15 protein-coding genes are annotated in these 13,671 nt (G+C 67.0%); 2 read left to right on the top strand and 13 right to left on the bottom strand.

Going from position 1 to position 13,671, the window contains the following annotated elements:
- Positions 1-10 precede the first annotated feature (10 nt).
- The 9 genes from ACMX2H_RS10965 to ACMX2H_RS10925 all read right to left on the bottom strand — a co-directional run bounded on the left by ACMX2H_RS10965 (position 11) and on the right by ACMX2H_RS10925 (position 10,030).
- On the bottom strand, positions 11-1,237 hold the full coding sequence (locus ACMX2H_RS10965) for an amidohydrolase (RefSeq protein WP_414960525.1): 1,227 nt from the start codon (positions 1,235-1,237) through the stop codon (positions 11-13).
- Between the two features lie 257 nt (positions 1,238-1,494).
- Entirely contained in the window at positions 1,495-2,952 is a 1,458-nt protein-coding gene (locus ACMX2H_RS10960) for a benzaldehyde dehydrogenase (protein ID WP_414960524.1), read from the bottom strand.
- A 66-nt stretch (positions 2,953-3,018) separates the two neighbouring features.
- Complete coding sequence (locus tag ACMX2H_RS10955) at positions 3,019-4,134, bottom strand: NAD(P)-dependent alcohol dehydrogenase (protein ID WP_414960523.1); 1,116 nt, start codon at positions 4,132-4,134, stop codon at positions 3,019-3,021.
- Positions 4,135-4,273: 139 nt separating this feature from the next.
- Positions 4,274-5,353: a branched-chain amino acid ABC transporter permease gene (locus ACMX2H_RS10950; protein ID WP_414960522.1), complete on the bottom strand. Its 1,080-nt coding sequence runs from the start codon at positions 5,351-5,353 to the stop codon at positions 4,274-4,276.
- A gap of 2 nt (positions 5,354-5,355) precedes the next feature.
- Positions 5,356-6,222 (bottom strand): branched-chain amino acid ABC transporter permease, encoded by an 867-nt coding sequence (locus ACMX2H_RS10945; protein ID WP_414960521.1) that lies wholly within the window; start codon positions 6,220-6,222, stop codon positions 5,356-5,358.
- A gap of 7 nt (positions 6,223-6,229) precedes the next feature.
- A complete protein-coding gene (locus ACMX2H_RS10940) occupies positions 6,230-6,958 on the bottom strand; it encodes an ABC transporter ATP-binding protein (protein WP_414960520.1) in 729 nt (242 codons plus the stop codon).
- A complete protein-coding gene (locus ACMX2H_RS10935) occupies positions 6,955-7,695 on the bottom strand; it encodes an ABC transporter ATP-binding protein (protein WP_414960519.1) in 741 nt (246 codons plus the stop codon). Before ACMX2H_RS10935 ends, ACMX2H_RS10940 begins: the two co-directional genes overlap by 4 nt.
- Positions 7,692-8,999: an ABC transporter substrate-binding protein gene (locus ACMX2H_RS10930; protein ID WP_414960518.1), complete on the bottom strand. Its 1,308-nt coding sequence runs from the start codon at positions 8,997-8,999 to the stop codon at positions 7,692-7,694. The genes ACMX2H_RS10935 and ACMX2H_RS10930 overlap by 4 nt, the downstream gene beginning before the upstream one ends.
- 440 nt (positions 9,000-9,439) lie before the next feature.
- Positions 9,440-10,030: a helix-turn-helix domain-containing protein gene (locus ACMX2H_RS10925; RefSeq protein ID WP_414960517.1), complete on the bottom strand. Its 591-nt coding sequence runs from the start codon at positions 10,028-10,030 to the stop codon at positions 9,440-9,442.
- Between the two features lie 42 nt (positions 10,031-10,072).
- Here ACMX2H_RS10925 and ACMX2H_RS10920 point away from each other — a divergent pair, with 42 nt between their 5' ends.
- Positions 10,073-10,564 (top strand): DUF2127 domain-containing protein, encoded by a 492-nt coding sequence (locus ACMX2H_RS10920; RefSeq protein WP_414960516.1) that lies wholly within the window; start codon positions 10,073-10,075, stop codon positions 10,562-10,564.
- Positions 10,565-10,683: 119 nt separating this feature from the next.
- On the opposite strand, the gene ACMX2H_RS10915 is transcribed toward ACMX2H_RS10920, so the two are convergent.
- From ACMX2H_RS10915 to ACMX2H_RS10900, 4 genes are all read right to left on the bottom strand, one after another.
- Complete coding sequence (locus ACMX2H_RS10915; protein ID WP_136786284.1) at positions 10,684-11,058, bottom strand: PH domain-containing protein; 375 nt, start codon at positions 11,056-11,058, stop codon at positions 10,684-10,686.
- A 62-nt stretch (positions 11,059-11,120) separates the two neighbouring features.
- Positions 11,121-11,726: an isochorismatase family protein gene (locus ACMX2H_RS10910; protein ID WP_414960515.1), complete on the bottom strand. Its 606-nt coding sequence runs from the start codon at positions 11,724-11,726 to the stop codon at positions 11,121-11,123.
- A 154-nt stretch (positions 11,727-11,880) separates the two neighbouring features.
- Complete coding sequence (locus tag ACMX2H_RS10905) at positions 11,881-12,816, bottom strand: hypothetical protein (RefSeq protein ID WP_414960514.1); 936 nt, start codon at positions 12,814-12,816, stop codon at positions 11,881-11,883.
- Between the two features lie 55 nt (positions 12,817-12,871).
- Positions 12,872-13,288 carry a ChaB family protein gene (locus ACMX2H_RS10900; protein WP_414960513.1) on the bottom strand — a complete coding sequence of 139 codons (417 nt, stop codon included), beginning with the start codon at positions 13,286-13,288 and terminating at the stop codon, positions 12,872-12,874.
- Between the two features lie 143 nt (positions 13,289-13,431).
- On the opposite strand from ACMX2H_RS10900, the gene ACMX2H_RS10895 reads away from it, so the two are divergent.
- The coding region (locus ACMX2H_RS10895) for a hypothetical protein (protein WP_414960512.1) at positions 13,432-13,671 on the top strand (240 nt) is incomplete at its 3' end.

Here is a 13,671-nt window from a genome sequence, read left to right as displayed (position 1 = left end):
GAAACAACCCCTACTGTGCAAGGTATGCCAGCGCGGCGACGACCTGCGCCTGGGTGGCGACCGAGAGCGTCGGGTCGATGGCGGGGGCGAAGAACGGTGAATGGTTCGCCGGAATGTCCCGGGAGACAGTGCCCCTCTCCACGGCTTTCCGGTAGATGTCGGCCGGCACGGAACCGACCGTCCAGTAGCTGTACGGAACCCCGAACGCGTCCGGAATCCGGCTGAAGTCCTCGGAGGCCGTGACCGGCTCGGCGTGGAAGACCCGGTCGCCACCAAAATGCTCGGTGAACGCGGCCGTGATCTTTTGGGTGGTTTCCGCGTCGTTGCTGGTCAGCGGGAACTGGTCGTAGTACTCAAACTCAGGGTCGCGGGGCGATCCGGCGGCCGCACACTCGCCCCGGACAATCCGTTCGATAGATGCCATGATCCGTTCCCGTAGCGCCACATCGTAGGTGCGCAGGTTCAGCAGCAGCTCCGCGCGGTCCGGAATGATGTTGGACTTGGTGCCCGCGTTGGAGGCGCCGATGGTCACCACCGCGAACTCGCCCGGCTTGGTTTCGCGGGACACGATGGTCTGCAGCCGCAGCACAATCGAGGCCGCCAGCACCACCGGGTCCACCGCATTGTGCGGCATCGAGCCGTGCGCCCCGCGGCCGTGGACCGTGACTTTCAGCGAGTCGCCGGCGGAGAGGATCGGTCCCGCCGTCGTGCCGACAGTGCCCGCCTCGAAAGGCATCACATGCTGGGCGAAGGCGACGTCGGGCTGGGGCAGTTTTCCGGTCAGGCCGTCTTCCACCATCGCCTGTGCCCCGGCGGCCACCTCTTCGCCGGGCTGGAAGAGCGCCACGTAGGTGCCGGCCCAGCCCTCTCGGTGCGTGGCCATCAGCTTGGCCGCTCCCAGCAAGGAGACCACGTGCAGGTCATGGCCGCAGGCGTGCATCACCCCTGCTGTTTCGGAGGCATAGTCCAGCCCGGTGGCTTCGGCTACCGGCAGCGCATCGGTATCCGCCCTGGCCAGCACCGTGCGGCCCGGACCGTTCTCCAAAACACCCACGACGCCGGTGCCGCCGATGCGCTGGACCTGGTATCCGAAGCCGGTCAGCTCGCTTTCGATCCGGCCCGCTGTGCGGTGTTCTTCCATGCTGAGCTCGGGGGCACGGTGCAGTTCTTTGTACAGGTCGCGTTGCCAGTCCAGCCCTTGATCCAGTGAAGTGAATATGTCATTCGGGATGGCCATACTGCCCTCTTCTCCTCCGCCGGCACGGGAAACGCAGGCACGCGACTCCCGGAGGCACGCCTTCCCCCTAACGTAGACCCGCGGCTGCGCGCAGACAACGACGCCGGTGCCAAGGGGGGTGCGAAACCCCACCTTGGCACCGGCGTCGTGATGGCGCACGTCAGGCGGCCTCGTGCCGCCTGACCGGCGCAGCCTGGACGGTCAGTTTGGCGACAGCTGTAGCCAGTTTGGCGCCAGCTGTAGCGCCAGCCGCCCGGTTAGAACGGGTAGTTGGCGATGTCCGGGCGGACGGTGAGCCATTGGAGTTCGGTGAAGGAGTCCATGTTGGCTTGGTGGCCGCCGATGCGGGAGCCGTTGCCGGAGTTCTTGGTGCCGCCGAACGGGGAGTTGGCTTCGTCGGAGACGGTTTGTTCGTTGATGTGGACCTTGCCGGAGTCCACCCGGTCGGCGACCTGCATGGCCAGTCCGACGTCGCCGAGGATGGACAGCGAGAGTCCGTACTCGTTGGCGTTGGCCAGTTCCACGGCTTCGTCGATGGTGGAGAACTTGATCACCGGGGCGACCGGGCCGAAGATCTCGTCCTTCCACGCGGTGTTGTCCGGGTCGAGGTCGGCGAGCACGGTGGGGGAGTAGAACGGGCCGTCGTTGGTGCCGCCGGCGGCCAGCCGGGCGCCGGCGGCGACCGCGTCCTGCACGATCGAGTCGATGCGCTTGAGCTGGTTTTCGTCGATGATCGGGCCGAGCGCGACGGTGCCGGTCTTCGGGTCGCCGACGGGCAGGTGCTGGGCCTTTTCGGCGAGAGCGGCGACGTAGTCCTCGTAGATGTCTTCGTGCACGATGTGCCGGCCGGTGGTCATGCAGATCTGGCCCTGGTGCATGAACGAGCCGAACGCGGCGGCGGACGCGGCCTTGGCCAGGTCGGCGCCGGGCAGCACGATCATGGCGTTGTTGCCGCCGAGTTCCAGGTGCGCGCGCTTGAGGTTGCGGGCGGCGGATTCGCCGATCTTGCGGCCGGCGGCGGTGGAGCCGGTGAAGGAGATGACCCGCACCTCGGGGGCCTCGACCACGGCGGCGCCGATGTCCGCGCCGCCGGGCAGCAGGGATAGCAGGCCGGCGGGCAGGCCGGCTTCTTCGAAGATCCGCACCAGGCTCACGCCGCCGCAGACGGCGGTGCGGGGGTCGGGCTTGAGCAGTACCGCGTTGCCCAGGGCCAGGGCCGGGGCGACGGCGCGGATGGAGAGGATCAGCGGGAAGTTGAACGGGGCGATCACGGAGACCACGCCGACCGGGCGGCGGCGGGCGAAGGACCAGCGGTCTTCGTTGGAGGTGAGTACGTCGCCGGCCGGCAGCGAGGGCAGCGCGGCGGCCTCGTAGCATTCGTTGGCGGCGATGTGGGTTTCCAGTCCTGCTTTGGGGCCGATGCCGCCGGATTCGCGCACGATCCAGGTCTGGATTTCCTCGGCGTGTTCTTCCCAGAGGGCGCCGGCGCGGCGCAGGACCGCGGCGCGTTCTTCGGGTTTGCGGGCGGCCCATTCCTTCTGCGCGGCGGCGGCAGCGGCGGCGGCCTCGTGCACGTCCTCGACCGAGGCCACACCGTAGCTGCCCAGGGTCTCGCCGGTGGCCGGTTCCACGGAAGCAGCGGTGCCGGCACCGCCCTCGCGCCAGCCGTTGAGGTAGATCTTGCCCTCCCACAGGGAAGCATCAAGCAGGGACATAGCCCGTCCTTTCAATCATTGGGTCGTGACATTCCGACCGCGGCGAAGCGGCCAGGGGTCTGGGTGTTAGCCGGCGATCTTCAGCACGGCCTTGATGGTGCTGCCCGAGGTGGAGTCGCCAACGGCGGTGTCGATCTGGTCGAAGTCGTAGAACTTCACCAGCTTGTCGAACGGGAACCGCCCGGCCTTGTACAGTGCGATCAGGCCGGGGATCAGCTGTGCCGAAGTGCTGGAGCCGCCCAGCGTGCCGATAATGCGCTTGCCCCAGAGCATGCGCAGGTGGTCCACCGAGAACCGCGCCTCGGCGGGCGCCCCGCCAATCAGGATCAGCGTTCCCAGCATGCCCACCGCATCCGCGGCTTCCTCCAGCACCTTGATGTTGCCGGTGCACTCCAGCACGTAGTCGGCCGGACCGCCGCAGATCCGCTGGATTTCTTCCAGTGCGTTGGTCTTGCCGGAGTTGATGGTGTGCGTGGCCCCTAGTTCGCGCGCCAGTTCCAGCCGCGAATCGTGCAGGTCGATGGCGATGATGGTGGCCGCCGGCGTGTTCTTTGCGGCCATGATGGCGGCCAGTCCCACGGCGCCGGCACCGTAGACCACCAGCGACTGGCCCGGTTCGGGCTTGGCGGTGTTGAAGACCGCGCCCGCGCCGGTGGTGATGCCGCAGGCCAGCGGTCCCACCAGTTCCAGCGGGATGTCCTGGTCCACCTTCACCAGCGAGGTTGCCAGCGCCAGCGAGTAGTCCGCGAACGAGGACTGCCCGAAGAAGTGGCCGGAAATTTTGCTGCCGTCGGCCCGGGTGTAGCCGGACTTCCCAGCGTCCGGCCCCTTGAACCGCGAACCGCTGACCAGCGCCTCGCCCAGCCGCAGGCAGTAGCGGTGCTCGCCGCGCAGACAGTTCTTGCACTCGCCGCAGTAGGGCCAGCCCATGATCACGTGGTCACCGACGGCAACGTTGGTGACGCCGGCGCCGATGGCCTCCACCACGCCGGCGCCTTCATGGCCCAGCACCCCCGGCAGCGGCAGCGGCATGTCGCCGGCCTGGGTGATCAGGTCGGTGTGGCAGAGCCCGACGGCGGCCACCTTCACCAGCACTTCGCCCGGTCCGGGCGCATCCAGTTCCAGCTGCTCGCGGACGAACGGGGCGTTTTTCTCCTCGACTACCAGCGCATTGATCTTCATGTCCTGCTCCTAGTCCTGTGGAAGTTTGTTGATACGTCAATCATTAGTCCAACGGACGACGACGGTGCAAACTCTCCGGCGCGGCGCCACCAAGGCCGATTCCATGACTCCCGGGGCGCCGGCCGGACGCCTTCCCTGTCTACCGCAGGTTCGCCGGCAACGTCCATGGCTGGTTGAGCCGGTAGCCGACGGGGAAGAGCTGGATGCCGGTTTTGTTGGTGATGGTGCCCCACAGGCCCCGGGGCAGCCAGATGGCTCCGGCTACGCCGATGGCGCCGAGGATGATCATGTACCAGGAGCCGTAGCCGGCGAGCAGTTGCTGGAGTGCGTAGAACACTATGGCGCCCAGCAGCGGGCCTTCGAGGTAGCCGATGCCGCCGATGATCACGATGAAGATCATGTAGGCGGACCATTGGACGGAGAAGATGGCGTTGGGCTGGACGCTGAGCGAGTCGATGATCAGGATGCCGCCGGCGGCGCCGCAACCGGCCGCGGAGACCAGGTAGACCAGGCGTTTGGACCACGTGACGTCCACGCCGTTGGCGCGGGCGGCGGTTTCGTCGTCGCGCACCGCGGTCAGCGCCAGGCCGGTGCGGCCGCGCATCAGCAGGTAGCAGCCCAGGATGGTCAGCGCGGCCAGGGCCAGCGCGGCCCAGTAGGTCAGGGCGCCGCGCAGCACCGGGTCCATCCCGGTCAGGCCGGGCAGGGACATGCCGCTGGGTCCGCCGAGGCCGTCGAAGCGGATGATGATCAGCCGGTAGACCTCGGCGATGACCCAGGTGCCAACGGCGAAGTAGTCGCCGCGCAGGCGGAAGGCCAGCCAGGAGGTGGGGATGGCGAACACCGCGCAGGTCAGCGCTGCCAGGGGCAATGCCACGAACGGGTTGATGCCCATGTTGGCGAAGGCCAGGACGGTGTAGGCGCCCACGCCGACGAAGGCCTGCTGGCCCACCGAGACCATGCCGCCGAAGCCGGCGAGCAGGTTCCACATGCTGGCCATGATCAGCAGTACGAAGAAGGTGACCATGGAGCTGGTGGTGCCGGCGAACGCGATGTAAGGCAGCGCGGCGAGGACGATGACGGCCAGCGCCAGCACACCGGCGCTGGCTTTGGAGGCGCGTCCGGCGCGGGTGACCAAGGCGCCTGGGAGCGGCGGGGTGGCAGAGGCGGCGACCGGCGTCGTCGTACGGTCGGTGGTTGGCGGGGTGGTGCGTGCCATGGTCACACCGTCCTTTGCGGGATCAGGCCCTGCGGGCGGAAGGCGAGCACGGCCAGGAAGACCAGGTGCCCGGCCAGGATGGTGAAGGACGGGTCCAGGTGGGCGGCGAAGGCCTGGGTCAGGCCGAGGACGACGCCGCCGGCCAGGGTGCCCCAGAGCGAACCGAGGCCGCCGATGACGACTGCCTCGAACGCGAAGATCAGCTGGGTGGGTCCGATCGACGGATCGAAGGAGGACCGTGCACCGGACATGATGCCGGCCAGCGCCACGGTGCCGAACGCGATGGCGGTGGCGATCGCGTACAGGTGCTTGGAGTTGGCGCCCACCAGCGAGGCGGTGTCGGCGTCATCGGAGACCGCGCGCATCATCTTCCCTGTCCGGGTGCGGGAGAGGAAGAGCTGCACGCCCACGATCACCACGACGGCCAGGACCAGCGTGAGCAGGCCCAGATAGGAGATGGAGAGCTGGTTGTTGAGGTGGAAGGCGCCGGTGTTCAGCACGCCCATGTCAATGGTGCGGGTGTCGGCGGAGAAGCCTTCCAGCAACCCGTTTTGGATGACGATGGACAGCCCGAACGTCACCAGCAGGGCGGAGAGCGGGCCGGCCTTGAGGCTGCGGCTGAACAGGCTGCGGTGGATTCCGTAGCCGATCACGGCGAAGAGAGGCAGGGTGACCAGCACGACCAGCCAGAGCGGGAACATGGTGCCGCCGAGCAGCACCAGGACCAGGTAGCCGGCGATCACGGCCAGGTCGCCGTGGGCCAGGTTCACCATGCGCATCACGCCGAACATGATGGACAGGCCGGCGGCGAACAGGGCGTAGAGGCCGCCGAGCATCAGCCCCTGCACCAGGGTATTGAGCAGATCCATGGGGTAGTCAGTTTCCTTCCGGGCCGCCGCCGGCATGGGCCAGGCCGAAGTAGGCCTGTTCCACTTGGGCGGGGGTCAGATCTTGCGGGCTGCCGGTGAGTACGGTGCGGCCCTCGAGCAGGCAATGCACCAGGTCCGCGGCGGCCAGGGCCTGTGAGACGTCCTGTTCGACCAGCAGCACGGCGGTGCCGCGCTCGACGATCCGCGGCAGCAGCGCGTACATCTGCTTGACCACGGCCGGGGCCAGGCCGAGGGAGAGTTCGTCGATCAGCAGCACCTTGGGGTTGGCCACCAGGGCCCGGCCGATGGCGACCGCTTGCTGCTGGCCGCCGGAGAGCGAGGCGGAGTTTTGCCGGGCGCGTTCGCGCATCCACGGGAACAGCTCCATCACGGCCGCCACGTTCCACGGGCCGCTGCCGGCCCGGTAGGTGCCGGTCTCCAGGTTCTCTTGCACGGACAGCGATTTGAACAGCCGGCGGCCCTCGGGCACCAGCGAGATGCCCTGGGCCACCCTGCGGTGGGCCGGAAGCCGGGTGATGTCTTGGCCGCCCAGCCGAATGGTGCCGGCGGTGGGCAGGTGCGAGCCGGCGATGGCCCGCATCAGGGTGGATTTACCGGCACCGTTGGCGCCGATCACCGCCACCGTGGCACCGGGTTCCACGGACAGGCTGAAGCCGCGGACGGCGTGCAGCTGGCCGTGGTGGACGTCCAGGTTTTCAACTTCCAGCAGCGTCACGCTGCCCCCTCTTCTGTTTCAGGGCCGCCGAAGTACAGTTCCAGCACCTGCGGGTCGGCCAGCACGGTGGCCGGGTCGCCGTCGGCAATGAAGCGGCCGCCGGCCAGGCACAGCAGCCGGTCCACCGACTTCACCAGGGCGTGGACCACGTGTTCGATCCACACCACGGCTACGCCGCGTGCCTTGACCTGGCCGATCAGCTCGACCAGTTCGAGCACTTCGGGCTCGGTCAGTCCGCCGGCGACCTCGTCCAGCAGCAGCAGCTTGGGTCCGGTGGCCAGGCCGCGGGCCACCTCCAGGCGTTTGCGCTGCAGCAGCGACAACGAGCCGGCACGCTGGTTGGCCGCGGCCGCCAGGCCGCATTCGGCCAGAACGTCGGCGGCCTGCTGCTGGGCGGCACGGCCGTGCAGGCCCGATCCCTGGGCGGCGGAGACCAGGACGTTTTCGAACACGGTCATTCCCTCGAAGGGCCGCGGCACCTGGTAGGTGCGGCCGATGCCGGCCCGGCAGCGCTGGTGCGCGGGACGTGCGGTGACATCCTCGCCGTCGAAAGTGACCCGGCCGGCGTCGGGCCTCAGATCCCCGGAAACCATCGCGAACAGCGATGACTTGCCGGCACCGTTGGGGCCGACGATGCCGACGGCTTCGCCTTCCCCAACGGTGAGGTCAAGCGCTTCGGCCACTACTACCTGGCCGAAGCGCTTGTCCAGTCCGGACAATTGGAGCAAAGGACTCACGCGTTGGTCGCCTCGAGGTCGCCGCCCACCGGGACGTCCGGGTTGGGGGTGTTGTCCACGATGGTGATGTCCCAGTCGAACTTGGTGCCCTTGCGCCACTGGCCGCCCACCGGGTGCTGGATGGCGATGCCCGGCTCCGGTCCCTTGGTGAAGTCCAGCGGGCCGGACATGCCCACGGTGTTCATATTGCGCAGCTTGTCCGCCACATCGTCGCGGTCCTTCGGGTCGCTGGCCTGCTTGAAGCCTTCGACCGCCAGCTCGAACAGCGAGTAGACCGAACCCAGGGCCTGGGTCCACTGGTTGCCGGTCTCCTCGGCGAAGCCATCGGCCAACTGCTGCGCGGTGGTACCGTCCAGCGAGGACTTGTACGGGTGGTACGGGCTCCACCAGATGTCGGTGGCGATGTTGTTGGACAGCTTGCCCAGCGCCTCGGCCTCGGACGGGAACAGCATCACCTTGGCGACGGTGGCCAGCTTCGGCCGGTAGTCCTGCTGTGCGGCCTGCTTCCAGAAGGTCTGGAAGTCCGGCGGGATCGGGGTGCAGGTGAACAGCTCCGCGTTCTCAGCCTTGAACTTGGCAATCTGCGAGCTGTAGTCGCTGGCGCCGTTCTGGAAGGCGCCGCCGTCGATCATCTTGAAGCCCTGGGCCTCGGCCAGCGGGGTCAGGCCCTTGCGGAAGGCGTTGGCGTCGGTGTCGTCCGGCCACAGCGCCGCGACGTTCTGGTTCGACACGTCCATGCGCTTCCACATCGGGGTGAAGCAGTCGGCGAATTCCTGCATGCCGAAGAAGAACAGGGTGGTGTATTTGAAGCCCTCGCCGGAGACGCCGCTGCGGCCGTGGAACCACGCCTCCCACGGCGCGATCGTGGTGATGTTCGGGACGCCGGACGCTTCACACTGGTCGGCGACCGGGTTGGTGGTGTCCGGGGTGCCGGAGCCGACGACGATGTCCACCTGGTCCTGGGTGATCAGTTCCTTGGTGACGGCGGTGGCGCGGGTGGAGTTGGACTGGGTGTCCTTGACCACGATTTCGATCTGCCGCGTGGAGCCGCCGGCGGTGAAGCCCTTGGCCAGCGCCTGCTGGACCTGCTTGACCACGTAGTTGTCCGCGCTGGCGAAGCTGGCCAGCGGGCCGGTCTGCGGGCTGACGAAACCGATCTTGAGAACGTCGCTGGTGCCGCTCGCCGAACCCTTGAGGCCGCCGCAGGCCGTGAGCGTGGAGGCGCCGCCGATCGCGGCGGCGCTCAGGCCCAGGACCTTGAGCAGCTGGCGGCGGTCCATGCCGCCGACGATCGTTTGGGACATACGTGTCTCCTTTGACGCACAAAAAAGTGAACGGGGATGAGCGCCGGAACACGGACCCGGCGTAACCGTCGAATGAACAAAGAACATTGCTGAATGAACACTGACCACACCAAGATATGGTGCGCATCACCGTAGGTCAAATGGTCTGGATCACATTCGCGTCACGATGCGGGAAGGCCCCCGGGCGGCGCCGTCGGGCGGTCCGGCGTCCGGCGGGGTTGTCGGGACGGCCGGTGTCCGGCGGGGTTGTTCCGCGGACAGGATGCGCCACATTGTCGCCCACTGCTAAGCAAAGCTGGCGCTGCTACAGTCCACTGGTCCAGCACCACTGCGGAGCCCCAGTGCCAGCACCAGGAAAGCTGGCCCTTCCAGGGTGCATGTGGCGCCCGCTGTACAAGCGGGGGAGTTTCTCGCCGCGGCCTTGCGCCCGCTAGCGGAGTTTAGCCGTTCTCTGGGGCCGGAACTTCCTTCAGGGCCGTGGTCCGCGGGAAGGTGTGCACGATCCACAACGTGCAGTCGCCGCCCTCGGCCTGCCAGCGGTGCGACTGGTCCGCAAGATAGGTGACGTACGTGCCGGCGTGGACCAGCACTTCCTGCCCGAGGGGTCCCAGACGGATGGAACCGGTCCGGATGAACACATGCTCGCGTGTGCCCGGGCCGTGGGAGACGGAGAGCTGCACTTTCCCGTGGTGGAACGTCTTGGCGTGGATTTCCACGGTTCCGGCGCCGACCAGTTGGCGGCGCAGCACATGGCCGACGGCGGCTTCATCAGTGATTTCCTCGCCCTCGCCATCCAGCATGATTTCAACGGCGGGAGCCTGCGGCGGCGACAGCAGTTCGGTGACGTGGATGTCGAACGTCTGCGCGATCGCCTGCAGCGTCTCGATGTTCGCGTTTGTTTGGGCCCGTTCCACCTTGAACAGGGTTCCCTTGGCCACGCCTGACTTTTCGCCCAGCTGGGACAGCGACATCCCATGGATATCGCGCAGCCGGCGGACGTTGGCAGCCAGGTGCTCCAAAAGCTCACTCATGGAAACATTCTGCACTACGCATGAAAGCTGTACATTCGGAGCGTGAGCCTGTGGAGGGGTGAGGCGAAGGACTGGTGGGACTGGCTCTTCATCGCCGGGGTGATCCTCAAGGGACTGGACGGTGCGGTCGAGATCATCGGCGGATTGCTGCTGCTGGTGGCCGATCCAGCGCAGATCCACGGTCTGGTCCTGCGGCTGACTCAGCCCGAACTCGCTGAGGACCCGCAGGACTTCATGGCCACGCATTTGCTCCACGCATCGGGCAACTTGACCGGCAGCGCCGTGGCATATGCCGCCGTCTACTTACTGGTGCACGGGGCCGTGAAGGTGGTGCTGGTGACGGCTGTACTGATGAACAAGCTCTGGGCCTATCCGTGGATGATCGCCGTCCTGTTGGTGTTTATCGGCTACCAGATCTATCAGTTCGCGGTCGCGCCCACGCCGGGCTTGGTGGCCCTGACCGTCTTTGACGCACTGGTGGTGGTGCTGACCTGGCACGAATACCGGCGGCAGCGGGAACGCCAAGCCGCCTGACCGCCAGCCGCCGGCCCTACGCCGTGGTGCCGATTTCCCGTTCCATCTCCGCGGTGCTCAGCACGCGGCCGAAGAATGCCCCGATCGCATCCGAGGCAGCGGTGCGGGCGGTTTCGAACCTAGAGCACGTGCGAGGCAATAAGCTGCGACAGCGATCGGATGTCCACGCTGCCCTTGAACTCGAGCCGGACTTTGCCCAAACCGCTGAACCACAGGTCAAGTTCCGTGTCCAGATCGAAAGTGCCCGCGGTTTCCACTGAGAACGATTGAATCTTGGAGTACGGCAGCGAGGTGTAATCGCGTTTCTTGCCGGTCATGCCCTGGGCATTCACCGCGATCAGGCGTTTGTCGGTGAAGACAACATAGTCGCGGATGCCCTTGAAGGTGGCCAGGATGTTTTCCCCGTGGATAAAAATCTGGGTGACGTCCCGGGCCACCTCTCCGGGATCGCAGGGGCCGAGCTTAACGAAGGAGGCGTTGTTGAAATCGATCATGCCGCAACGGTAGTGGAGCGGACTGACAATCCGTTGTAGCCGGCCGTCGTGGCGCCTGCTGGCTAGGCTGTAGTGCCGATTTCCCGTTCCATGTCCGCGGTGCTCAGCACGCGGCCGAAAAAGGTCCCGATCGCATCCAGGGTCGCGTTTTGGGCAGCTTCGGAGCGGCCCCCGGTGGCGTCCGAAAGGAACGCGACTTTGTAGTCGTTCATGTAGGCGCTTCGGGCCGTGGACTCGCAGCACACCTCGGTCAGCGTGCCGGCAATGATCACCGTGTCCACGGTGTTGAGCCCGCGGATGGTGGCCAGCACGCTTTTGAGCGGGGTGTTGTGAAACGCGTCGTACCGGTGCTTGTCCAGCACGTAGTCGTCGGCTTCGGGCTTCAGCTCCTCGACGACTTCCACGCCGTTGGTTCCACGGCGCATGCCGACGGTCTGCAGCCGCTGGTTGTAGGTGGTCTCCAGCGGCGACACATCAAACGAGTCGAGGAGCACGTGACGGGTGTAGATCACCGGGATGCCGGCCTGTCGGCAGGCGGCGACGGCGGTCACCATCTCGGGCAACCGCTTGCGTGCCATCGGCACCTCCATCGGTGCGCCTTCCAACACAAAGTCGTTCTGCATATCGATCATCAGCAGTGCGGACCTGGCCGCATCAATGCTCCACATGGTTCCCCCTGGCGAGGTTCGGGCCGGCGCGCGGCAGCTGACTGGACTTGAGACCTAGGTTACATGGCCCGCATGCTGCATCTGGACGAGGACCCCGCACCCTGTCCTGGACGATGGGCCCTGCGCACTCCCGCTACTTGCGGGCGGCCCGCGGCTAGACCTGCTGGTCCAACTCCCGCTTCGCGGCGGCAGCAGCTTTCCGTGTCCGGTCAGCGGTCCTGGCCGCAGACACCAGGTCTTCCTCTGCCGCTTCGATCGTGCGGTCGGTGGCTGCAACCTCGCGCGTCAGCTCCTCGATGCGCTTTTTTAGTTCACTTAGCTCGTCGGAGAGCGCATCGCGTCGGTTCTGCAACTGGTCCAGCTTGTCCAAGACCTTCTGTTCTTGGGCCTCGGCATCATCTTTTCGCCGCTCGGCTTTCTCTACCTCGGCCCGCGCCAAGCGGCGGCGCCGCTCCGCCTCCTCGGCTTCCTGCTTCGCGGCCCGGTCGGCCTTGGCAGCCCGGCGTTCGGCCAGTTCATCCCGCGCCGGAGTCTTGGTTCCGCGGCGGGTCGGGGCAGCGGACGCCGGCGCAGGCGATCCGACGGCTTCCGGCACGGCGACGATACCGTCCAAGTCCACCGGGTCCAGCCCGGTGGAAGCGAACGATGCGGTGAGCAGTCCGCTGGCCAGCGCAGCTCCCGCCGCAGGGTCGGACATCGCGGCACGCAGCGTCTGCTCCACTTCGGTGACCACGGCCGGGCTGACGGAATGGCCCAGTTCGTCGGCCAGTTGCCGGCCGCCCGACGCCATGGCAGATAAAAGCCCGCGGCGCTGATCGCCCAGCGCCCGCATCTGGCGGGGGTCCAGTTCCTGCTGCGCCTGGCTCATTGCCGCCCCCAGTTCGATGACCCCATTGATCTCATCGCGGCGGTGGACTGCCATCATGTTGAGCAGCCAAGCCGCGGCCGTGGGTTTCGACAGACTGCGCAACCGTGCAGCCAGAGCCTTGTCCCCGGCCTGCGCGGCTTCCTTGGCCTTGGCGTTGCGGGCCGCGGTGAACTCACCCGGCAGCAGCGCATACAGCTCCCGGGCCGCGCTCTCCAGATCCATGCGGCCTAGCCTAATCGGCTATGTTCCCGGTGCCTCTCAGGCACGGCGCAGCCGCCTACCGGGACTTTCGAGTCTCCCTGTTGTTGGCCTTGCGCAGCGCCTCGACCAGCTGGGACTTGTCCATTTTCGACCGGCCGGGCACGTCGAGCTTTTTCGCCAGGTCGTACAGGTGTTCCTTGGAAGCGTTCGCGTCCACCCCGCCCTTGGTTTGGCGCGAGGTGTCCTTGCCGCCCTTGGCCTGCTGGTCCGAGGGACCGTACTTCTCCTTCGGCTCCCAGTGGTCGCCGACTTTCTCGTGGGAATGCTTGAGCGCGCTGTAGGCAACGCGGTGCGCGCGTTCCTCGTCGCCGTACGTTTCGGCGGCCGAGTCATGGGCCTCCGCGAACGTCTCCTGCGCCTTCTTGCCTGAACGCTGCAGCGTGCTGGGCAGTTCGCTTTGCTTCGGCTTGCCGCTCTTGGTCGTCTTGGGCATCCGGACCACGTCCCTTCACCAGAGATTGTTTCCGTTTCCACCTCCAACGTGGCACAGTTCCCCGGCCCTGCCAAGGGACAAACCGGGCTTGTAGAGGGGAAGAAAGGCCGAGGGGCGGCATCCAACCACGGCACAATGTAAGGGTGACCCAGCCAGCCTCCCGCACCACTCAACCTCCGCGTGGCCACTATCGTCCGTTCGATCTGGCGGTCATCGGCGCGGGTCTGGTTTTCGCCGAGTCGCTGGACGGTTTGGCCGCGGCGTTGACGGTGGCGCCTGACGAGGCGACCCCCGGCGCTGCCGCAGTCGGGCCCTTCGCAGGCGGCACCGCCGTCGTGCAGGCGCCGCCGGGCACGGGCAAGACCACGTTGGTGCCGCCGCTG

Origin of the sequence: Arthrobacter sulfonylureivorans (assembly GCF_047607445.1) — a bacterium.
Taxonomy (GTDB): Bacteria; Actinomycetota; Actinomycetes; order Actinomycetales; family Micrococcaceae; genus Crystallibacter; species Crystallibacter sulfonylureivorans_A.
The sequence above is the reverse complement of the archived record's forward strand: the minus strand, read 5'-3'. Positions and strand labels throughout refer to the sequence as shown.